Origin of the sequence: Castellaniella sp. (assembly GCF_034007085.1) — a bacterium.
In the GTDB taxonomy this organism is placed as follows: domain Bacteria; phylum Pseudomonadota; class Gammaproteobacteria; order Burkholderiales; family Burkholderiaceae_B; genus Castellaniella.
This window is the reverse complement of sequence record NZ_JAVERO010000017.1, coordinates 1-21,078: the sequence shown is the minus strand read 5'-3', so window position 1 is coordinate 21,078 and position 21,078 is coordinate 1. Positions and strand designations below refer to the sequence as shown.

At 64.3% G+C, this 21,078-nt stretch carries 21 protein-coding genes; 6 read left to right on the top strand and 15 right to left on the bottom strand.

The features are described 5' to 3' along the window. Positions 1-17 precede the first annotated feature (17 nt). The 6 genes from RBR29_RS03200 to tyrS form a co-directional block, all read right to left on the bottom strand. On the bottom strand, positions 18-656 hold the full coding sequence (locus tag RBR29_RS03200) for a riboflavin synthase (protein WP_320347181.1): 639 nt from the start codon (positions 654-656) through the stop codon (positions 18-20). A gap of 106 nt (positions 657-762) precedes the next feature. Then, complete coding sequence (gene ribD, locus RBR29_RS03195) at positions 763-1,914, bottom strand: bifunctional diaminohydroxyphosphoribosylaminopyrimidine deaminase/5-amino-6-(5-phosphoribosylamino)uracil reductase RibD (protein ID WP_320347179.1); 1,152 nt, start codon at positions 1,912-1,914, stop codon at positions 763-765. Further along, the gene (gene nrdR, locus RBR29_RS03190) at positions 1,901-2,377 is read right to left on the bottom strand and encodes a transcriptional regulator NrdR (RefSeq protein WP_320347177.1); all 477 of its coding nucleotides are present in this window, start codon (positions 2,375-2,377) and stop codon (positions 1,901-1,903) included. Before nrdR ends, ribD begins: the two co-directional genes overlap by 14 nt. A 39-nt stretch (positions 2,378-2,416) precedes the next feature. Next, entirely contained in the window at positions 2,417-3,661 is a 1,245-nt protein-coding gene (glyA, locus tag RBR29_RS03185; RefSeq protein WP_320347176.1) for a serine hydroxymethyltransferase, read from the bottom strand. Between the two features lie 68 nt (positions 3,662-3,729). After that, the gene (locus RBR29_RS03180; protein ID WP_320347174.1) at positions 3,730-4,362 is read right to left on the bottom strand and encodes a YbhB/YbcL family Raf kinase inhibitor-like protein; all 633 of its coding nucleotides are present in this window, start codon (positions 4,360-4,362) and stop codon (positions 3,730-3,732) included. A gap of 45 nt (positions 4,363-4,407) precedes the next feature. Further along, positions 4,408-5,634 (bottom strand): tyrosine--tRNA ligase, encoded by a 1,227-nt coding sequence (gene tyrS / locus RBR29_RS03175; protein WP_320347172.1) that lies wholly within the window; start codon positions 5,632-5,634, stop codon positions 4,408-4,410. A gap of 199 nt (positions 5,635-5,833) precedes the next feature. Between tyrS and RBR29_RS03170 the strand changes: the two genes are divergently transcribed. Both RBR29_RS03170 and RBR29_RS03165 read left to right on the top strand, forming a co-directional pair. Continuing rightward, positions 5,834-7,165, top strand: a complete 1,332-nt coding sequence (locus RBR29_RS03170; RefSeq protein WP_320347195.1) for a peptidoglycan DD-metalloendopeptidase family protein — start codon at positions 5,834-5,836, stop codon at positions 7,163-7,165. A 7-nt stretch (positions 7,166-7,172) separates the two neighbouring features. Continuing rightward, positions 7,173-8,282 (top strand): anhydro-N-acetylmuramic acid kinase, encoded by a 1,110-nt coding sequence (locus tag RBR29_RS03165; protein WP_320347170.1) that lies wholly within the window; start codon positions 7,173-7,175, stop codon positions 8,280-8,282. Between the two features lie 148 nt (positions 8,283-8,430). On the opposite strand, the gene erpA is transcribed toward RBR29_RS03165, so the two are convergent. The 7 genes from erpA to pmbA form a co-directional block, all read right to left on the bottom strand. Next, positions 8,431-8,796, bottom strand: coding sequence for an iron-sulfur cluster insertion protein ErpA (gene erpA, locus RBR29_RS03160; RefSeq protein ID WP_320347168.1), 366 nt, complete (start codon positions 8,794-8,796; stop codon positions 8,431-8,433). Continuing rightward, positions 8,793-9,539 (bottom strand): DUF6776 family protein, encoded by a 747-nt coding sequence (locus RBR29_RS03155; RefSeq protein ID WP_320347166.1) that lies wholly within the window; start codon positions 9,537-9,539, stop codon positions 8,793-8,795. Before RBR29_RS03155 ends, erpA begins: the two co-directional genes overlap by 4 nt. 12 nt (positions 9,540-9,551) lie before the next feature. Further along, on the bottom strand, positions 9,552-10,616 hold the full coding sequence (gene argC, locus RBR29_RS03150) for an N-acetyl-gamma-glutamyl-phosphate reductase (RefSeq protein WP_320347164.1): 1,065 nt from the start codon (positions 10,614-10,616) through the stop codon (positions 9,552-9,554). A 194-nt stretch (positions 10,617-10,810) separates the two neighbouring features. Then, entirely contained in the window at positions 10,811-11,203 is a 393-nt protein-coding gene (rpsI, locus tag RBR29_RS03145) for a 30S ribosomal protein S9 (RefSeq protein WP_043685028.1), read from the bottom strand. Between the two features lie 12 nt (positions 11,204-11,215). Continuing rightward, the gene (gene rplM / locus RBR29_RS03140) at positions 11,216-11,644 is read right to left on the bottom strand and encodes a 50S ribosomal protein L13 (RefSeq protein WP_320347161.1); all 429 of its coding nucleotides are present in this window, start codon (positions 11,642-11,644) and stop codon (positions 11,216-11,218) included. Between the two features lie 242 nt (positions 11,645-11,886). Further along, on the bottom strand, positions 11,887-12,984 hold the full coding sequence (locus RBR29_RS03135; RefSeq protein ID WP_320347159.1) for a TRAP transporter substrate-binding protein: 1,098 nt from the start codon (positions 12,982-12,984) through the stop codon (positions 11,887-11,889). Between the two features lie 111 nt (positions 12,985-13,095). Then, the gene (gene pmbA, locus RBR29_RS03130; RefSeq protein ID WP_320347157.1) at positions 13,096-14,463 is read right to left on the bottom strand and encodes a metalloprotease PmbA; all 1,368 of its coding nucleotides are present in this window, start codon (positions 14,461-14,463) and stop codon (positions 13,096-13,098) included. Between the two features lie 65 nt (positions 14,464-14,528). On the opposite strand from pmbA, the gene yjgA reads away from it, so the two are divergent. Beyond that, positions 14,529-15,101, top strand: coding sequence for a ribosome biogenesis factor YjgA (gene yjgA, locus RBR29_RS03125; RefSeq protein ID WP_320347155.1), 573 nt, complete (start codon positions 14,529-14,531; stop codon positions 15,099-15,101). Continuing rightward, positions 15,098-15,769 carry a dienelactone hydrolase family protein gene (locus tag RBR29_RS03120; RefSeq protein WP_320347153.1) on the top strand — a complete coding sequence of 224 codons (672 nt, stop codon included), beginning with the start codon at positions 15,098-15,100 and terminating at the stop codon, positions 15,767-15,769. Before yjgA ends, RBR29_RS03120 begins: the two co-directional genes overlap by 4 nt. A gap of 122 nt (positions 15,770-15,891) precedes the next feature. Here RBR29_RS03120 and RBR29_RS03115 read toward each other — a convergent pair whose 3' ends face one another. After that, entirely contained in the window at positions 15,892-18,339 is a 2,448-nt protein-coding gene (locus RBR29_RS03115) for a GNAT family N-acetyltransferase (RefSeq protein ID WP_320347150.1), read from the bottom strand. Positions 18,340-18,460: 121 nt separating this feature from the next. On the opposite strand from RBR29_RS03115, the gene gltX reads away from it, so the two are divergent. Then, on the top strand, positions 18,461-19,882 hold the full coding sequence (gene gltX / locus RBR29_RS03110) for a glutamate--tRNA ligase (RefSeq protein ID WP_320347148.1): 1,422 nt from the start codon (positions 18,461-18,463) through the stop codon (positions 19,880-19,882). 3 nt (positions 19,883-19,885) lie between these two features. Here gltX and RBR29_RS03105 read toward each other — a convergent pair whose 3' ends face one another. Then, the gene (locus RBR29_RS03105; protein WP_320347146.1) at positions 19,886-20,371 is read right to left on the bottom strand and encodes a hypothetical protein; all 486 of its coding nucleotides are present in this window, start codon (positions 20,369-20,371) and stop codon (positions 19,886-19,888) included. A gap of 373 nt (positions 20,372-20,744) precedes the next feature. On the opposite strand from RBR29_RS03105, the gene RBR29_RS03100 reads away from it, so the two are divergent. Continuing rightward, on the top strand, positions 20,745-21,078 hold a 334-nt coding region (locus RBR29_RS03100), incomplete at its 3' end, for a hypothetical protein (protein ID WP_320347144.1).

Sequence of the window (21,078 nt, the reverse complement as noted above, 5' to 3'; positions counted from 1 at the left end):
GGCATGGCCCGCTGCAATCAGGCAACGACCAGCCCAGCCACCCCCCCCATGCCGCCGACCATGCGTTCGACATAGCGCGCGATCAGATCGATTTCCAGATTGACCGGCGCGCCCACTTCCAGGTTGCGCAAGGTCGTGACCTGCACGGTGTGCGGAATCAGGTTGATGGAGATTTCCGTGCCTTCTTCCTGGTCATCCACCCGGTTGACCGTCAGGCTGACGCCATTGACCGTGACGGACCCCTTGTAGGCCAGGTATTTGGACAAATGGGCGGGGACGATGATGCGCAGTTCGATCGATTCTCCCACGGCATCAAAGCAGGTCACACGGCCCACGCCATCGACATGGCCGGATACCAAGTGCCCGTCCAGGCTATCGCCCAGACGCAGGGCGTGCTCCAGATTGACCTCGCCAGGCCGATCCAGGCCACAGGTGCGATCCAGGCTTTCGCGCGACACATCGACCTCGAATGCGTCCTCGTGCAGGGCAACGGCCGTCATGCAGGCCCCCTGAATGGCAATCGAATCACCCAGCCGGACCGACGCCAGCGGCAAGCCTCCCGCCTGGATGAGCAAGCGCACACCTGCGTCCTCGCCAGCGCCCAGGGGGCGAACTTCCGTGATGCGGCCTACGGCCGCAACGATCCCAGTAAACATGACGCTACCCTATATTCATCACCGGGCCGCCCCAAGATGCAACGTGCGACCTCGGGGAGCAGCAAGCCGAAGGTGCAGCATGGGGGCCATTGTACAGGCCACAAACCTACAACCCGCAGGCCTGGACCAGCGCGCGCCAGCGCGCCGGGTCGCGCAACCGCAACCGCATGTCCGGGCCCAGTTGCAGGGCGTCCAGAAATTCGTACCGATGGGCTCGGTCCAGGCCCGCAATGGGCGTCGGTAGCGCCGCCAAACCCAGGCCGTCACCCATGATGCTGGGCGCGAGATAGGCCACCCATTCATCGACCAGCCCCGCCTGAACCAGCGCACCATGCAATCGCGCGCCAGCCTCGACGTGGACCTCGTTGATCTCGTGTTCACCCAGCCAGCGCACCAGCGCAGTCAGGGACAGGGCACCGCGATCATCCCCAGGCAGCACGATGACGCGCACATTGCGCGCTGCCAGGCGGGCGGCCTTGCCCGCATCGGGCCGTGCAGTGAACACCCAGACCGGATCGCCATTGATGATCCGCGCCTGTTCGCCCAGTACGAACTGGGTGTCCAGCACGGCGCGGATCGGCTGGCGCGGGGTTTCGACCGCGCGCACGTCCAGCATGGGGTCATCGGCCAGGATCGTGCCGATTCCAGTCAGCACCATGCAGGACCGCGCCCGCCAACGATGCCCGTCATCGCGCGCGGCATCGCCCGTGATCCACTGGGAACGGCCATCCGGCAATGCGGTGCGGCCATCGAGGGACGACGCCGACTTCAAGCGCAGCCACGGCGTGCCGCGCGTCATCCTGGCGCAGAAACCGGGGTTCTGCACCAGGGCATCATCTGCGAACAGGCCGACATCGACCTGAATACCAGCGGCCCGCAGCCGCTCGATCCCGCCACCGGCCACCTTGGGGTTGGGGTCCCGCAAGGCAACCACAACCCGGGCGATGCCGGCTGCGGCCAACGCATCGGCGCAGGGCGGCGTGCGGCCTGTATGGCAGCAGGGTTCCAGCGTGACGTAGGCCGTGGCGCCGCGCACATCCACACCCTGCAGCGCGGCCTCGTGCAAGGCATGGGCTTCGGCATGCCGCCCACCGGCCTGCTGGGTGCTGCCCTCGGCCAGCCAGCGACCGTCGCGCACCAGCACGCAGCCGACACGGGGATTCGGGCTGCTGACGAACAGCGCCTGCTCGGCCACCGCCAGGGCACGCCGCATCCAGCGGTGATCCTCGGTGGAAAACGAAAATTCAGGCCGGGTCATCGGCATCGTCCGCTGCCCGGCGGAATTCATCAATGGCCTGGACGAATTCGCGCAGGTCCTCGAAACTGCGGTAGACCGAGGCAAAGCGCACATAGGCCACAGGATCGAGCTGCCGCAGTTCGGACATGACCAGTTCGCCGACATGGTCGGACGGCACTTCGCGCCGCCCACTGGCCATCAGGCGTTCCTGAATGCGCGCCACGGCTGCGTCCAGCGCCGTGGCGCTGACCGGGCGCTTGCGCAGTGCCAATGCCATGCTGCCCTGCAATTTGGCCGGATCGAAGTCCACCCGTGTCCCGTTGCGCTTGACGATGGCCGGCATCATCAGATCGACCCGCTCGTAGGTCGTGAAGCGGCGGTCGCAGGCCGTGCATCGGCGGCGGCGGCGGATCGTGTCGCCTTCCTCGGAGACCCGGGAATCCACGACCTGCGTATCGGCACAACAGCAGAATGGACACTTCATCTGCGCTGCGGGCGCCCGCAGGCGCCCGTTCCGGTTGGATTAGCGGTAGACCGGCAGGCGCGCGGTCAGTTCATTGACCTGCGCGCGCACGCGGGCGATATTGTCGGCATCGTCCGGATTGTCGAGCACGTCGGCAATCAGGTTGCCGGTGAGTTCGGCTTCGGCTTCCTTGAAACCACGCGTGGTCATGGCCGGCGTGCCCAGGCGGATGCCGCTGGTGACAAAGGGCTTTTCGGGGTCGTTCGGGATGGCGTTCTTGTTGACCGTGATGTGCGCCTGGCCCAGAACGGCCTCGGCGGCCTTGCCGGTGATGCCCTTGGCACGCAAATCCACCAGCATCACATGGCTTTCGGTGCGACCTGACACGATGCGCAAACCGCGCTTGACCAGGGTATCGGCCAGCACGCGGGCATTGGTGGCCACCTGGGCAGCATACGCCTTGAATTCGGGTTGCAGGGCCTCGCCGAAGGCCACGGCCTTGGCGGCGATCACGTGCATCAGCGGCCCCCCCTGGATGCCGGGGAAGATCGCGGAATTGACGGCCTTTTCGAATTCGGCCTTCATCATGATCACGCCGCCACGCGGACCGCGCAGGGATTTGTGCGTGGTCGAGGTGACGAAATCCGCATGCGGCACCGGATTCGGATACACGCCGCCAGCCACCAGGCCCGCGTAATGCGCAATATCCACCATGAACAGGGCGCCGTTGTCGTGCGCGATGCGCGCCATGCGTTCGAAATCGATGTGCAGGGAATAGGCCGAAGCCCCGCCCACGATCAGTTTGGGCTTATGGGTCCGTGCGAGTTCTTCCAGCTTGTCGTAGTCCAGGACCTCGTTGGCGTCCAAGCCGTAGGAATGGAAATCGTAGAGCTTGCCAGAAGCATTGACCGGCGAGCCGTGCGTCAGGTGCCCACCTTCGGCAAGACTCATACCCAGCACGGTATCCCCCGGCTTGAGCACGGCCATGTACACCCCCTGGTTGGCCTGGGAGCCGGAATTCGGCTGCACATTGGCCGCTTCGGCCCCGAAGATGGCCTTGAGCCGGTCGATGGCCAGTTGTTCGACCACGTCCACGTGCTCGCAGCCGCCGTAGTAGCGCTTGCCGGGATAGCCTTCGGCGTACTTGTTGGTCAGCTGCGTGCCCTGGGCCTGCATGACGGCGGGGCTGGCGTAGTTTTCCGAGGCAATCAGCTCGATGTGCTGTTCCTGGCGGATGTTTTCCTGCTGGATGGCGGCCCAGATGTCCGGGTCGACCTGATCGAGGGTGCGGGAACGATCAAACATGGGGTAGTAGTCCTGAATGGCAGAGAGATCGGTGAAATCGGGTCATTCTAGCGCGAACCCCCAACGGACTACAGCGCGTGCAGGCGAGGGTTCAGGGTATAGGTTCCGGTCAGGGACGCCTGGGCCAGCACATGCCCGCGCATGGCTTCCAGGGCCTGCGCGCCGGTGAAGCGGCCGGATACGCCCAGTTCGGACACGTCCAGCGCGTAAACCGTGAAGACATAGCGATGGATGCGCGCGTCGTTCCAGGGCGGGCAGGGACCGTCATAGCCAAAATAGTCGCCATTCATGTCACGGTCGGCAGCAAACCAGCCGGTATAGTCGTTCAGCCCCTGGCGAGTGCCATCCAGGGCCAAGGGGCCGGCCTTGCCGCGTGGAGTGATGCCGTTGGAATAGTCGCCTTCGGCGATGGCGCGCGTGTCGGGCGCCACATCTACCAGAATCCAATGGAAAAAATCGGTACGCGGCAGGTCGGCCGGAACCTCTCGGCCTTCCTGGTTGACGTCGTCGGGTCGCGTCGGCACGTCCGGATCGACGCACAGCACCGCGAACGACCGGGTGCCCTCGGGCACGTCCGTCCAGGACAGCTGGGGATTGCGATTGCCAGCCAGCGCAACGTGGGTCTGCGGATCGATCCGCGCAAAAGCGTTGCGCTCGGGAATGACCCCCTGGTCGGGAAAGGATGCGCTGTGCAGTTTCATGGAGTCCTCCGTAGGTTGGCGCCCGCCGCTCGACGGGCCGCCGGCTCAGGTCAGGGTGACCCGGGCGAACTTGCGCTTGCCGACCTGCATCACATAGGTGCCTGCCGGCAGCTGCAAGGATTTGTCCTCGATGCGGTCGCCGTCGATGCGCACGCCACCCTGCTCGATGTTGCGCTGGGCCTCGGACGCCGAGGCCGCCAGCCCCGATTCACGCAGCACCTTGAGAATGCCCATGGGTGCTGCCCCGGCGGTGACTTCAGGCATGTCGTCCGGGATCGCGCCATCGCGAAACCGTGCATTGAACTGTTCCAGTGCGCGTTCGCCGGCTCCGGCGCCATGAAATCGGTCGACGATCTCGCGGGCCAGTTGCACCTTGGCATCCCGCGGGTTGCGGCCTGAGGCGATTTCTGCCTGCAGTGCACCGATGTCTTCCAGTGAACGAAAGGACAGCAGTTCGAAATAACGCCACATCAGGGTATCGGAAATCGACATCAGTTTGCCGAACATGGAATCTGGCGGTTCAGTGATGCCGATATAGTTGCCCTTGGACTTGGACATCTTTTCGACCCCATCGGTGCCTTCGAGCAGCGGCATCGTCAGGACACACTGGGGTTCCTGGCCGTATTCCTTTTGCAGTTCGCGCCCCACCAGCAGATTGAATTTCTGGTCGGTACCGCCGAGTTCGAGATCGGCCTTCAGGGCCACCGAGTCATAGCCTTGCAGCAACGGATACAGGAATTCGTGCACGGAAATCGGCACCCCACCCTTGAAGCGGCGGGTGAAATCGTCGCGCTCCATCATGCGCGCCACGGTATAGCGCGAGGCCAACTGGATCAGACCGCGCGCGCCCAATGAATCGCACCATTCGGAGTTATAGCGGATCTCGGTGCGGTCGGGGTCCAGCACCAGGCTCGCCTGTGCATAGTAGGTCTTGGCGTTTTCGCGGATCTGTTCCGGCGTCAGCGGCGGGCGAGTGGCATTGCGGCCGCTGGGATCGCCAATTTGCGCCGTGAAATCACCGATCAGGAAGATCACGGTATGGCCGAGATCCTGCAGCTGGCGCATCTTGTTGAGCACCACCGTGTGTCCCAGATGAATGTCAGGCGCAGTGGGGTCCAGCCCGAGCTTGATGCGCAAAGGAGTACCGGTGGCGCGGCTGCGCGCCAGCTTGGCGGCAAGTTCGGTGGCGACGAGCAATTCGTCGCAACCCCGCCGGGCCACGTTCAGATCTTCGGTGATCCGGGGGTCGGCAGGATCGGGAAGGGACGACATGATATACGCTTTTATTAGAAAGAGAGCCAGAAAAAATGAAAAACCGCTCGAAAAAACGGCAAGTATGCGCTAGCATAACGTGCCATCGCAGCTTCTGCACAACACATTCGACGCCACTCCGGGCGGCGGGGGTTTCATGTTAGCAGACCCCCCCTGTCCAGGACAGGTGCAGCCCGACCCCACCACACCGATTTCGCCCATGATCCCCGAGGCCCATCGGCAGCAACGCCGCCGACACATCACTCGCAGTCTATTGTTCGCCGCCGGCGGCCTGTTCCTGACCGCAGCCGCATTGGCCGTCGTCCAACCCGCCCCCCCACCGGAACCCGTCTTCCAGGCTCGCCAGACCCTTGACCTGCCGCCCCTGACAGCCGGTGCGGCTCAGGACACCGCACCTTACATCGCTTCGACCCGCATCCGGCGCGGCGACACAGTCGCCGACCTGCTGAACCGCCTGGGGGTCAACGAAAACGGCCTGCTTGCTTTCCTGACGCACGACGAACGCGCGCGCTCGATCTATAAACTCTATCCGGGCCGCACGGTGCAGGCCGCCCTGGACAGTCAGGGCCGGATGGTCTGGCTGCGCTACGCCCACACGCCCGGCACTGCCGTGAAATCCGGGGTCAATTCCGCCTGGCTCGAAGTCCGACCCGCCGACAATGGTTTTACCGCCCAGGAACGCACCACGGCTGCCGCGCTTGAAACCCGCATCGCCGAAGGCGAGATCTCCAGTTCCCTGTTCGGCGCTGCCGACCAGGCGCGCATCCCGGATGCCATCACCCTGGAAATGGTCGATATCCTGGGCAGCCGGATCGACTTCCTGAAGGACCTGCGCAAAGGCGACCGCTTCCGCATCGTCTATGACGCCTACATGCACGACGGCGAAGAAGTCGGCACCGGTCATATCCGTGCCCTGGAATTCATCAACCGCGGCAAGACCTACAGTGCCGTCTGGTTCCAGAACGGCAAGGAACCCGGCGGTTATTACGATTTCTCCGGCGCCAGCCTGAAAGGCGCCTTCCTGCGCACCGCGATCAAATTCACCCGCATCAGTTCGGGTTTCGGCATGCGCATGCACCCGGTCCACAAAAAATGGGTCGGCCACAAGGGCGTGGACTACGCCGCACCCACCGGCACACCGATTCACGCGACCGCCGACGGCACCGTGGAATTCATCGGCTGGCAGAACGGCTACGGCAACGTCATCATCCTGAAAAACTTCGGCAAATATTCCACGCTGTATGCCCACCAGAGCCGCTTTGCCAAGGGCCTGAAAAAAGGCGACCGCGTCCAGCAGGGCCAGTTGATCGGCTACGTAGGATCGACCGGCTGGGCAACCGGCCCGCACCTGCACTACGAATTCCGCATCGACAAGCGTCCGGTCGATCCGCTGTCGGTGGATCTGCCAGTGGCCCGCACGCTGGACGCCGCTGACCGCAAGGCATTCCAGACGGTTGTGGCACGCTACCAGCCGCAGATCCAGCTGATGGCACGCCTGCAGGACAGCCGCATCCAGATCGCCCAGCAATAGTCACCGCATGGCACCCCACCGGGCGACCGAACCCTACATCGGCCTGATGTCGGGCACCAGCACGGATGGCGTGGACGGTGTGCTCGCCGATCTGGCCGGCGGTTCGATCCGCCTGCTGGCCCGTGCCAGCCGGGCCTTGCCCGACGAACTGCGCCGCGAACTGCTGGCCCTGAACACCCCCGGCCCCGACGAACTTGCCCGTGCGGCCAATGCAGCCAATGCGCTGACGGACTGCTACGCAGACGTCGTCCACGATCTGCTGGCCTGCGCCAAGCTGCCGGCATCCGCTGTGCGCGCCATCGGCGCCCATGGCCAGACCGTGCGCCATGCGCCCGAATCGGGCTATACCCTGCAGATCAACGCGCCGGCACGGCTGGCGGAACGCACAGGCATCGCCGTCGTCGCCGATTTTCGCAGCCGCGACGTGGCGGCCGGAGGCCAGGGCGCCCCACTGGTGCCGGCCTTTCACGCAGCCTGTTTTGGCTGCGGCACGGGCCGAGCCGTCCTGAACCTGGGCGGCATCGCCAACCTGACCGTGCTGGATGATCCTGTGCGCGGATTCGATACCGGGCCGGCCAATATGCTGATGGACGCCTGGATCCAGCGCCACCAGGGCCTGGCCTATGATCGGGACGGGGCCTGGGCAGCACAAGGCAGCTGCCATGATGCGCTGCTGACGGCACTGCTGAACGAACCCTGGTTCGCCATGTCGCCGCCCAAATCCACGGGCCGCGATCTGTTCAGCCTGGCCTGGCTGGACGACCGGATCAACCGCCTGCCCTGCAGCAAGCCACTGCCAGCGGTCGATGTCCAGGCCACCCTGCTGCGCCTGTCAGTGGACACGATCGCATCAGCCGTGCGCCAACACGCCCCCGGCGCACAGGAAATCCTGGCATGCGGCGGCGGTGTGCGAAACCCGGTTTTCATGAACGCTCTGGCACGGGCACTGCCCTGCCGCCTGAGCTCCACGGACGCCTGCGGCGTGCCTGCCCAGGACGTCGAAGCGCTGGCGTTCGCCTGGCTGGCGCAGGCGCACCTGCAAGGCCATGCCGCCTGCCTGCCCGCCGTCACGGGCGCACGTCACGCGACCATCGCCGGCTGCCTGTATCCCGCATGAATCACCTTTGCGGCCATTCTGATGGGATGCAAGGCAAGGCGCGAACCGCAGCGATCGCCGTCGCGATCGCGCGGATGGGCAACGCCGCAGACCGCCCGAATCCACAGAGGCGGGCGGCGCGGGGACCGGTGCAGAGGTTCCCTGGCGTTCAGGGCGAAAACGAAGAACCGCAGCCGCAGGTGGTATTGGCATTGGGGTTGCGGATGACGAACTGCGAGCCTTCCAGATCGTCCTTGTAGTCGATTTCGGAGCCCACCAGATACTGGAAGCTCATGGGGTCCACCAACAACTGGACGCCATCGCGTTCGATGGTGGTGTCGTCCTCGGCCACGTCCTCGTCGAAAGTGAAGCCGTACTGGAATCCCGAGCAGCCGCCCCCCTGGACGAAAACCCGCAGTTTCAGGTCGGGATTGTTTTCCTCGATCAACAGTTCGCGGACCTTGGCGACAGCGGCATCGGTGAAGATCAAGGGGCTGGGCGGAACGTCGAGATCCGTGTGTTCGATGATGCTCAAGGCAAGACTCCTGCGCGGTCGGGAACCGCGCGATTCAGATCGGCATCCTGGGAAGCCCGGACCATATCGCCCTCGAGGATTTCGAGGCGGACCGATTGGATCGACAGACCAGGCACCCTGTGCAACATGCCCGTGCTGCGCTGGAATTGGTCAAAGACCAGTGCCAACGGATCCGCCCCCGAAGCGGATGCGGCAGTCTCGCTGGCGGCTGGAACCACCGGCGAATTAAGTTCGATTTTAACGGCTTTGCCCTGCGAACGGCCATTGGCCACGAACCGCATGCGGCCTTTGAAGGGTTCGGCCTGGGGTGCAGCGTTGCGTGTCAGCAGCACCCGGTAGCGCAGGAATTCACCATCGGCCTGGATGTCGAAGGCCCGCACCGCCACAGTACCCGCTGGTCCAGGTGGAATCAGCTGCTCATAAAAGGCCAACTGGTCTCGGGTGCGGCCCAGTTCCTGTTGCAGTTCGGTGTTCCTGTCCTGGAGCACCCGCTGGGTGCCTGCCTGGACTGCAGCCTCGCTGCGCAAGGCTGCCAGGTCGGCCTGGGCGCGCATCAATTCGGCCTGCAGGGATTCGGCCTGGGACTTCCAGGCCTGGATTGTCTCGCGGTCCCCCGCATGCATGCCGAAATGCATGGCCAGCGCCCCGATGGCGAATACCACCAGCAGCAGCACCAGCCGGGACAGGCTGCGCACCAGCCAGGTGCTGAAGCCGCCACCGCGCGTCACAGAGGATTGCGCCATGCCGGTTCCTTGTCAGGGCAGCACCGCCACATGCCGCAAGCCCGTGGTTTCCGGCAGGCCGAACATCAGATTCATGTTCTGCACGGCCTGGCCTGCGGCGCCCTTGACGAGGTTGTCCTGGACCACCAGCACCACCAGCGTATCCCCGCCGGCAGGCCGATGCACGGCGATACGCAGCATGTTCGAGGCGCGCACAGAGCGTGTCTGCGGCAGGCTGCCCGCCGGCATGACATCGACGAACGGCTCGTCGGCGTAACGCCGTTCGTACAGTGCCTGGAAATCCGTGTCCAGGGCATCAGGCAGGATGCGCAGATACAGGGTGGAGAACATGCCCCGGATCATGGGCACCAGATGGGGCACGAAAGTCAGGCCCACCGGCACGCCCGCGATGCGGGCGAGGCATTCGGAGATTTCCGGGTGATGACGGTGTCCGGCCACACCATAGGCGGCAAAATTGTCGGCCGCTTCGGAAAACAGGGAACCGACCTGAGTCTTGCGGCCCGCCCCCGACACCCCGGACTTGGAATCGGCAATGACGTGCGCCGTATCGATCAGCGGCCGACCCGCCTGCAGCACGGGGGCGAGCCCCAGCAATACCGTAGTCGGGTAGCAGCCGGGATTGCCGACGACCCGGGCCTGGCGGATGCGGTCACGGTCCAGTTCCGGCAGGCCATAGACGGCTTCTTTGAGCACGTCGGGACTGCTGTGCGGCATCTTGTACCACTGCTGAAAGGTATCCACGTCCTGCAGGCGAAAATCGGCGGCCAGGTCGATCACCCGCACATCATGGTCCAACAGGCTGCGCGCCTGTTCCATGGCCACGCCATGGGGCGTGGCAAAGAACACCACATCGCACTGATCGAGCGCGGCCTCGTCGGGAGACTGGAAACACAAATCCACATGGCCGCGCAGATTGGGGAACATGTCGGCCACCGGCATCCCGGATTCCTTGCGGGACGTGATGGCGTGCAGCTGGACATTAGGATGCTGTGACAGCAGGCGCAGCAATTCCACGCCCGTATAGCCAGTACCGCCGACGATGCCGGCCTTGATGGGGGTGGAGGTGTTCGTGCTCATGCAAGGTGTCCTGTCTGTAAGAATGGCGGCCCCGCCCCGATTGCCGGAACGGGCCACGCCCATGTTCATGGTTCAGATTATGGCACGTGCGCGATGCGGCGGGATTCGATGTCGCGCCCAAGCAAAAACGCCGCCCCGGAACCGGAGCGGCGTGGCTGTCTGGGCCAGGCACCCAAGGCACCCGGACACACACATCAGCGCTTGCTGAACTGCTTGCGCCGACGGGCCTTGTGGAAGCCGACTTTCTTGCGTTCGACTTCGCGGGCGTCGCGGGTCACCAGACCCGCCTGCTTGAGCGGCGATTTCAGCGTTTCGTCGTAGTCGATCAGAGCACGCGTGATGCCATGACGCACGGCCCCGGCCTGACCGGATTCACCGCCGCCATGGACGTTGACGTGAAAGTCGAACGATTCCAGGTGGTTGGTGACTTCCAGCGGCTGGCGCACGACCATGCGGCCGGTCTCGCGCGCAAAATATTCATCGACGGGGCGGCCGTTGACGACGATCTTGCCCGTGCCTTTTTTCAGGAACACACGCGCCACAGACGTCTTGCGGCGGCCAGTGCCGTAATTCCAGTTACCGATCATGATGGCCTATCCTCAGAAGTCCAGGGGTTGCGGCTGCTGCGCGGCATGCGGGTGTTCGGCACCGGCATAGACCTTCAGCTTTTTCGCCATGGCGTAGCCCAGGGGGCCCTTGGGCAGCATGCCCTTGACGGCCTTCTGCAAGGCGCGGCCGGGAAAACGCTGCTGCATTTTCTGGAAGTTGGTTTCCGTGATCCCGCCCGGATAGGTGGAGTGACGGTAGTAGCGCTTGTCCTGCGCCTTGGCGCCCGTGACAACGATTTCTGCCGCGTTGATGACGACGATGTAATCGCCCGTGTCCACGTGCGGCGTGAATTCCGGTTTGTGCTTGCCACGCAGGCGGCGTGCGACTTCGCTGGCCACACGCCCCAGGACCTTGCCCTTGGCATCGATCACAAACCAGTCACGCTTGACTTCATGCGGCTTGGCCACAAAGGTCTTCATGATGGTGTTCCTGATGAAAATGAATGAAAGGATTTTCGTCTGCCTTCGCCAGGGCTTTATGAAAAGGCCAGCAAAGCCGGCCTGTAAACCCGTACAAAGACATGAACCAAAACGAAAATCCCACCATTGTACCTGTCTGTCAAAGGATAGACAAATCCCTAGCCAGCCCGCGGCACAAGCATACCTGCAACGGCTTTGGGGACGCCGCGCAGGGCGCCCCCAAAGCCATCAAGCAGCCGGCATTATTTCTTCCGGGCCAGGGCAGCGCCCAGGTAGTTGTCGAACGAACCTTCGGCCACCCGGAACCAGGGCACGATGTTGTCGCGGAAGGCCATGTAGTTGTCGAAGATTTTCTTGAAGCCCGGATCCTTGTCGCAGAATTCCTTGTAGACCTGGCTGGAAGCATCGAAGCAGGCATCCATGACTTCTCGCGGGAAGCTTTTAAGGACGGCGCCCCCGGCGATCAGGCGGCGCAGGGCTTCGGGATTGTGAGCGTCATAGTCCTGGACCATCTTGGTGCCTGCGGCACGCGACGCCACGTCGATGACGCGCTGGTAGGCCTTGGGCAGTTCGGCATAGGCCTTGTCGTTGACGTACAGCGACACCTGGGCGGAGCCTTCCCACCAGCCCGGGTAGTAATAGTATTTGGCGACCTTCTGGAAACCCAGTTTTTCATCATCCACAGGACCGACGAATTCCACGGCATCCAGCGCGCCCTTTTCCAGGGACGGGTAGATGTCGCCAGGGGGGATCTGCTGGGGAATCACGCCCAGGCGCGACAGGACTTCGCCGGCAAAGCCGGCCGTGCGCATCTTCAGACCCTTCAGATCATCGACCGTCTTGATTTCCTTGCGGTACCAGCCCCCCATCTGCGTCCCGGTATTGCCCAGGGGGAAATTGACGATGCCGCGAGAGGCAAACAGTTCGCGCAGCAGCTTCAGACCATCGCCTTCGTACATCCAGGCGTTCATCTGGCGCACGTTCAGGCCAAACGGCACCGCCGTGTCGAAGCAGAACGCGGGGTCCTTGCCATAGTAGTAGTAGGACGCCGTCTGGCCGCATTCCACGGTGCGATTGCCGACGGCATCCATCACGCCATAGCCCGGCACCAGTTCGCCCGCCGGATACAGGCGAATATTGAAATTGCCGTCGGTGATCTCTTTGACCATGTCGCAGAACATCTGCGCCGTCGAAAACAGCGGCGGCAGCGAAGGCCCATAGGTCGAGGTCATCTTCCAGTTGATCTGGGGATTCGATTGGGCGATGGCCGGAGCGGCTACGGTTGCCGTGCCCGCCACCGCGCCCAGACCCGCCTTTTTCAGAAATGCGCGACGCTGCATGATGAAGGATCTCCTGTGTTGGAATGATGGGTGTGCGTTGCTGCCAAGTCTTTTGATATTACACTGCGCGCCCCCGTGCTGCACGCCGCAGCGCACGAGGAACCGCGCGGGCTACAGCCCAGCGATCGCCATGCCGTCGATCAGCACCGAACCACTGGACTTGGCCCCTCGGCCGTAGACATCCGCCCCTACGGCAGCGATGCTACGGAACATGTCGGCCAGGTTGCCGGCAATCGTGATTTCCTGGACGGGATGACGGATGACCCCATCCTGCACCCAGTAGCCAAAGGCACCGCGAGAATAATCGCCCGTGACGTAATTCACCCCCTGGCCGATCAATTCTGTGACCAGCAAGCCGGTGCCCATCCGGCGCAGCAGGGCAGGCAGGTCATCGTCCGGCCGGGTCAGGCGTGATCGCAGGCTGAGATTGTGCGACCCACCCGCATTGCCGGTGGTTTCCATGCCGAGCTTGCGGGCAGTGTAGCTGGACAGGAAATACCCCGTGAGCACACCCTGGTCCACCACCCGCCGGGCCTGGGGGCGGACCCCTTCGGCATCAAAAGGCGAACTGCCCTGCGCGCCCGGAATGTAGGGATTCTCGACCACGTCCAGATGGTCGGCCAGGACGGATTTCCCCACGGCGTCCAGCAGGAAACTGGCCTTGCGGTACAGCGCGCCACCACTGGCGGCCTGGACCAGCGCGCCCAGCAAGCCCACCGCCAGGGGCGCCTCGAACAGCACCGGATAGCGGCCTGTCTTGACCGGGCGAGCCCCCAGGCGCGACAGGGCGCGTTCGGCGGCATAACGGCCGACCTTGGCTGGCGCTGCCAGGTCATCCGCCCGACGTGCGGACGTATACCAATAGTCCCGCTGCATGCCGTCACCCTGTCCGGCGATGGGCGCCACCGACAGGCTGTGGCGCGAATAGGGGTAGCCCCCCAGGAAACCGCGCGAATTGCCCAGGACAAAATGGCCCTCCATGGTATCCAGGGAAGCGCCTTCGGAATTGGTGATCTGCCGGCTGGTCGCCAGCGCGGCGCTTTCGGCCTGGATCGCCAGGCGGGCTGCGCCCGCCGCATCGATCGCCCAGGGATGATGCAGATCCAGATCCGGGTAATGCACGGCGAAACGTCCGGGATCCGGCAGGCCAGCCGCAGGATCCTCGGCCGTATAGCGGGCGATGTGCCAGGCCGCATCCACCGTGCGGCGCAGGGCCTCGGGGGAAAAATCGGAGGTCGAGGCCGAGCCCCGGCGTTGGCCGGCAAACACCATCACGGCCATGGACCGGTCGCGGGTCTGTTCGATGGTTTCGATGGCGCGGCGGCGCACAGAAACGGACAGCCCCCGGCTTTCGGAGATTTCCACGGCAGCGTCCGTAGCGCCGGCCTTGCGGGCATGGCGCAGCGCATCGCTGACCAGTTCCCGGAACTGGTCCTGCTGGACGGGAATATCGAGGAAATCATCGGTTTGTTGATTCATGCGTCGGGTCACTCGGGATGGGCGTCGGAAAGGGACGGTTATCATAGACAATCCTGGATCATTTTATGCTCGAACCCATGGACGACACCCCTCTGTCCTCTTTGTCGGACGATCCGCCCGAACACCAGCGGCCCAGCAAATCCCAGGTCAAGCGCGATATGCACGCCCTGCTGGACCTGGGCCGCGAACTGATCGCGCTGCCCCCCGCCAAACTGGCCCGCTTGCCACTGGACGAACCGCTGCGCGAAGCCATCGCCCTGGCTCAGCGCATCCACAGCCACGAGGGCCGGCGCCGCCAGGTGCACTATGTCGGCAAGCTGATGCGCCAGGCGGATGCCTCGGCCTTGCGCGCCCAGCTCGATGCATGGGCCAGCGGTTCGCGCGCGGAAACCCGCGCGATGCATCGGCTGGAAGCACTGCGTGACCGCCTGATCGACAGTGACGAAGCCCTGACGCAATTACTGGCACAATTCCCCGGCCTGGACATCCAGTCCCTGCGCGCCCAGATCCGTGCCGCCCGCAAAGAAGCCCGGGACAACGCCGCCCTGCCCCAGGGCCGCGAACCGGCGCGCAAGCATTTCCGCGCCCTGTTCCAGACCCTGAAGACCCTGAATTTCGAGGACGAGACATCCCGATGACTGCAGCACTGGAAACCATCGAACACACGACCGGCCCCGAGCCTACGCACAGCGTGATCTGGTTGCATGGCCTGGGTGCCGACGGCCATGACTTCGAGCCCATCGTGCCCGAACTGCGCCACCCCGGCCTGCCGACACTGCGCTTTGTATTCCCGCACGCACCCGTGCGGCCGGTGACCCTGAACCAGGGCATGCCGATGCGTGCCTGGTACGACCTGTATGGATTGGACCGTGACGCACGCGAGGACATCGACGGCCTGCGCGCCGCACGTCATGCGATCACCGAACTGATCGAACAGGAGAACCGGCGCGGCATCCCGGCCGAACGCATCGTGCTGGCGGGTTTTTCGCAGGGCTGCGCCACCGCCCTGTACACCGGACTGCGACACCCGGAACGCCTGGCCGGCCTGATCGGCCTGTCGGGCTACCTGCCGTTGCGCAACACCCTGGCGGCCGAACGCCACCCCGCCAACGCCGACACCCCGGTTTTCATGGCACATGGCACGATGGACATGGTGGTGCCCATGGCCTATGCCGAGACCAGCCGGGACACGATGGTCGCGCAAGGACAGCCGGTGCAATGGCACACATATCCGATGCCGCACGGCCTGCACCCGCAGGAACTGAACGACATCCGTGCATTCCTGATGCAGGTGACAGGCGCCTGACAGGCCGGTCGGATGAACCAGGCGCCTGACAGTCCGCAGTGGACTCTGTCATAACCAACATCCACCTCCCGGCCTGCAGGCCGGTCGGATGAACCAGGCGCCTGACAGTCCGCAGTGGACTGTCAGGCGTCCAGGTTCATCCACAGCCGTCGCATGCTGGGGTCGGAGTTGTCGGGGTCGTTGCGCATGCCCAAGGATGTCATCAGGCCCAGCATGGGGCGATTGGTCGCCAGCACGATGCCTTCGATATAGTTCAGGCTCTGGCGGCGGGCGACGCCGATCAGGCTGCGCATCAACGCCGCGCCGACACCGCGCCGCTGCCAGTCATCGGCGATCACCAATGCATATTCGGCCCCCTGGCCGTCGGCATTGCGCAGGTAATGCGCGAATCCCACGATCCGCTCGCGCAGCAGCCCACGGTTTTCCGGATTGGGTACCTGGGCCGTCGCCACCAGCGCGACCTCGCGGTCGTAGTCGATACGGGTGTAGCGCGCCAGCATGCGAGGTGTCAGTTCACGCAGCATCGACACGAAACGCATGTAGCGCGATTCATCCGACAGCCCTCGGATGAATTCCTGCAACAACACCGCGTCCTCGGGCCGGATGGGGCGCAACAGCCATTCCTGGCCGTCTTTGCGCACCATCGGCTGAACCAGGCGGCGCGGATACGGATGAATTGCCATATGGCGGTAGGCGCGGTTCTCGGGGCGCTCACCGTCATAGTTCGGATCAAGGCTGACCTGGATGCCACCCGCATACAGACAGGTGTCATCCCACCAGAGCGGGTCGATCGACAGGGTGCGGATGCCGGGCAGTTCGCTGATGATCTCGGAGACCCGCTCCAGCGCTTCGCGCAGCTGTTCGAACGCAGCCGGGCTGAGATCGCGTTCGAGCACACGTGACCAGAACTTGCCCCGCTGGACCAACTGCCGCGCCAGATAGCCGTTCAGCGGCGGCAGTTCGATTTCCCGGTGCGGGGACGCCAGCCGGGCGGCATCCCCCCCCGGGCCAAATTGCATGTAGGGTCCGAACCGCGCATCCTGCCGTATGTGAATGGCCATGGGCACATGCTCGCGCGCGGCTTCAGGCACGGGCATGTCGTCTGGATGGATCGGCACATGAAAGCAATCCAGCAGCCAGCGGCAGCTGGCAGGGTCCAGTTCGGAACGCCCCGACATGATGGCATCGTTGAGCAGTGTGCGGGCCTCGTCCAGCCGCGGCGGCCGGCTGAGCATTTCCGGCGGCAGCGTCTGCTGCGACAGGGTCTGGTTGTACTGATAGGATGCCAGGATGCCGAACGCGTTGGCAGCCGATTCCGGCGTGCGAAAGGCCGGCAGCCCCACCGAATCCAGGCGGTGGCGCTGGTGGCGCATCGATGCGTCCCCCAGGAAGCAGGACATGATGGGTTTGGGCGAGGCCTCGGAAAACCTGGCCAAGGCCTCGGCGGCGCCATCCATGTCCGACAGGGCATCCGGCGCGATCAGCACCAGTACGCCGTCCACGTTGGTATCGCTCACCAGCAGGCCCAGGGCCTGCTGCAGCCGGTCGGGGCTCAAGGGCGCATGGCTGATCACGGGGTTGTCCAGCGCTGCCCCTGGTTCCAGGAGCGCTGCCAGGTCACGCCGCGTCTGCGTGGACAAATCGGCCCGCGATACCGGACCGCTGACACCGATCACGTCCAGCGCCAGATGCGCGGCGCCATAGCCATTGGAGAACAGCGCAATGCGGCGTCCCCGCTGGCGTTTGGCGTGAACCAGGACCTTCAGCGCCGAAAACAGCTGCACGAAAAACTGGATCCGGACCGCACCGGTACGCCGCACCAGCGCGTCGAACACGGCGTCAGCCGCCGGGTTGCTGTCCGAATGACCGGCCTTCAGCAGGATGACCGGCTTGACACTGGCTGCGGCCATCAGCGCGCTGGTGAAACGGCGCGAGGAATCGACTTCTTCCAGGTACAGCACAATGCTGTCCGTGCGCGGGTCCATCGACAGGTATTCGAGCACATCGGCCACCGTGACACCATCCGATTCACCCGCCGACACCACGGCAGAAAACCCAAGCTGGATGTCGCCCGCCCAGTCCAGCACGGCGGCCGCCACCATGCGCGACTGCGCGACCAGGGCGACCCGGCCCACGGGTGCGCCGTTCGGGTCCAGCCCCAGGTTCAGTCCCAGGTGCGGCCGCTGGATGCCCAAGGCACCAGGCCCCAGCACCAGGCAATCATTCATCCGCCCCCAGGACTGGCAATAGGCGCGGGTCTCGATGGGGTCGGCCGCTGGCGTGGGATGCGGCAGCAGCACCAGGACGCGAGGCCGGTGCGTCTTGAGCGCCCCCAGTGCGCTCGGCAACTGCGCTGGGTCCAGGCACAGCAGGGCCATGTCCAGACGCTGGCTGTCTTCCAGGAAATCCAGTCGCTGGGGCATCTGCCACCGACCGTCTTCTCGGATGCGCACGTCGGCAATTCTGTTCTTGAGCAATGCGGGCGGCGTGCGCACCACGGGCAGTTCACGAGAGCTCAGGATCAGCAGGGAACGCGGCTCGAACAGGGCCGCCAGACGGTGGCGCAACATGTGAGAGGCTCCGGACGCCCTTGATCGGGCTGTCCCTTAAAATAACGTATCGACATCCCGATTCTACAGGGGTTTCCCATCTTTTTTGTTGCATCGCAACAATTCCATTCGATCTCTTGCCATGACTGACCATTCATCGCGCCCGGTACGCACGCGCTTCGCCCCGTCCCCTACCGGCTACCTGCACCTGGGCGGCGCGCGCACTGCTCTGTTTTCCTGGGCCTTCGCCCGCCATTTCGGCGGGACGTTCGTGCTGCGCATCGAGGACACGGACCTGGAACGCTCCACGCCCGAAGCCGTGCAGGCGATTCTGGACGGCATGCAATGGCTGGATCTGACGCCCGACGAGGGTCCGTTCTACCAGATGCAGCGCATGGATCGCTATCGCGCCGTCATCGCCGACATGCTGGCCCAAGGCACCGCGTATTACTGCTACAGCACGCCGGCAGAGGTCGAGGCCATGCGCGAACGCGCCCGCGCCATCGGTGCCAAACCGCGCTACGACGGCACCTGGCGTCCCGAACCCGGCAAGACCCTGCCGCCGATCCCGGCCGGCGCCAAGCCCGTCGTGCGCTTCCGCAGTCCACAAGACGGCGTCACCGCCTGGGACGACCTGGTCAAGGGCCCCATCAGCTTCGACAACAGCGAACTCGACGACCTGGTGATCGCCCGGCCCGATGGCACCCCCACCTACAACTTCTGCGTGGTCGTGGACGACTGGGACATGCGCATCACCCACGTCATCCGGGGCGATGATCACGTCAACAACACTCCACGCCAGATCAATATCCTGCGCGCCCTGGGCGGCGAACTGCCGCGCTACGGCCACGTGCCGATGATCCTGGGGCCCGACGGCGAAAAACTGTCCAAGCGGCACGGCGCCGTCAGCGTCATGGAATACGACCGCATGGGCTACCTGCCCGAAGCCATGGTCAACTACCTCGCCCGCCTGGGCTGGAGCCACGGCAACGACGAACTCTTCACTCGCGAGCAGTTCGTGCAATGGTTCGATCCGCGCAACCTCAGCCGCTCGGCGGCCCAATGGGATCCGAAAAAACTGAACTGGGTCAATGCCCACGCGCTGCGCGCGCTCGATCCGGCCGACCTGGCCGACCGTGTCGCACCGCGCATCACCCGCCGGGGCGGCAATCCGGCCGCAACCGACCTGCCGGCCATCATGGCGTTGCTGCGCGACCGCAGCGAAACGCTGGAAGATCTGGCCGAAGGCGCCATGCTGTTCTGTGGCCCCTACACGCCAGCCGCCGAGGCACTGCGCACCGAGGTCCTGGATGACGCTGCGCGCACCCTGCTGGACGATTTCCTGCAACGCGCCAATGCCTTGTCCAACTGGACGGAACCGGAACTCGATGGCCTGCTCAAAGCCGTCCTGCAGGATCACGGGGTCAAGATGCCCAAGCTGGCGATCCCCTTGCGAGTGGCCGTCACCGGCCGCAAACAGACACCATCCATCACGGCCGTGCTGGCCCTGCTGGGCCGTGAAACGGTCCTGCAGCGCCTGGCGGCCAGCCTGGGCCAGCCCTGATTTTCAGAATGGCAGGCGGTAGCCCGGCGACATGCGCCGCGCTTTGACGGCACCGGCCGAGCCGTTCAGATGCAGTTCTGTCGCATTGACCCGATCGACGCGATACCGGTTGGTATAGATCGGGTCATCCAGGTTCACGGGCGAACCATTCGATTCCAGCGTGCGCAAGACCAGGGTCTGCCCCTCGTGCGACCAGCAGCCCGACTCATACAGGCCCTGGGACGGCGTACGCGGACGTTTGACCTGCTCGACGTAATTCATGGTGCCATCCGGGTTCAGCGTGTAGAGCGTGCGCAGCGCGCCCGCGACACCCTTTTGCGAGCTGACCGACAGCCAGTTGCCGACCAGCGGGTCACCTGCCGCAGCCACCGTGCAGGACGGCCGGGCAGCGGTCGCCGGCGCAGGTGCTGGCTTGATCGGCGCGCAAGCGGCCAGGGCACCCAGGACGACCACGCACGCAGCCCGGACATGAAGACGAATGCGATCCATTGCTTGATTTCCATCCATGACCAATGTCATTCAATACCCGGGATCGGCGCGGGGACGCAGCAGAGCGGCGAAGCGTGCCGGCTTACAGTTTTCCGGTGCGCACGCATCCTGCGGGCAAGTCACCATTCTACCGGCATGAGCCATTCACTACTCGTTACGCTGCATCTGTTTGCCGCCATGCGGTTCGTGGGCACTGTGTTCTTGCAGTGGTGACGACCGCCACACCGAATCAACGCGACTTTTTCGAGACAGGCGCACCCGAATATCGATCGCATCAACACGCAACCGGGAATAATGCTTGGAACGCGACAGGGCTTACGCTAGACTTGAAGCCGTGCAATATTCATGATATTGCGCGCCTGCGCCATTTGAGATGAGCCGCACACCCCGTGGGGGTCATATCAAATGGGTGGACACTCTCTTCGATCCCAAGGAGCATGACGATGGCAACCGCCAAAAAGGCAGCAACCGCCAAGAAAACCGCAGCCCCGAAGTCCGCATCCAAACCGGCAGCCAAGAAGTCCGCCCCGGCCGCCAAAAAAGCCTCTCCCACACCCAAGAAAGCCGCACCGGTGAAAGCCGCTGCGAAAAAAGCCGTCGCCAAAAAGGCCGCGCCGGTGAAAGCCGCCGCGAAAAAGACCGTCGCCAAAAAGGCCGCGCCGGTGAAAGCCGCCGCGAAAAAGACCGTCGCCAAGAAAGCCGCACCC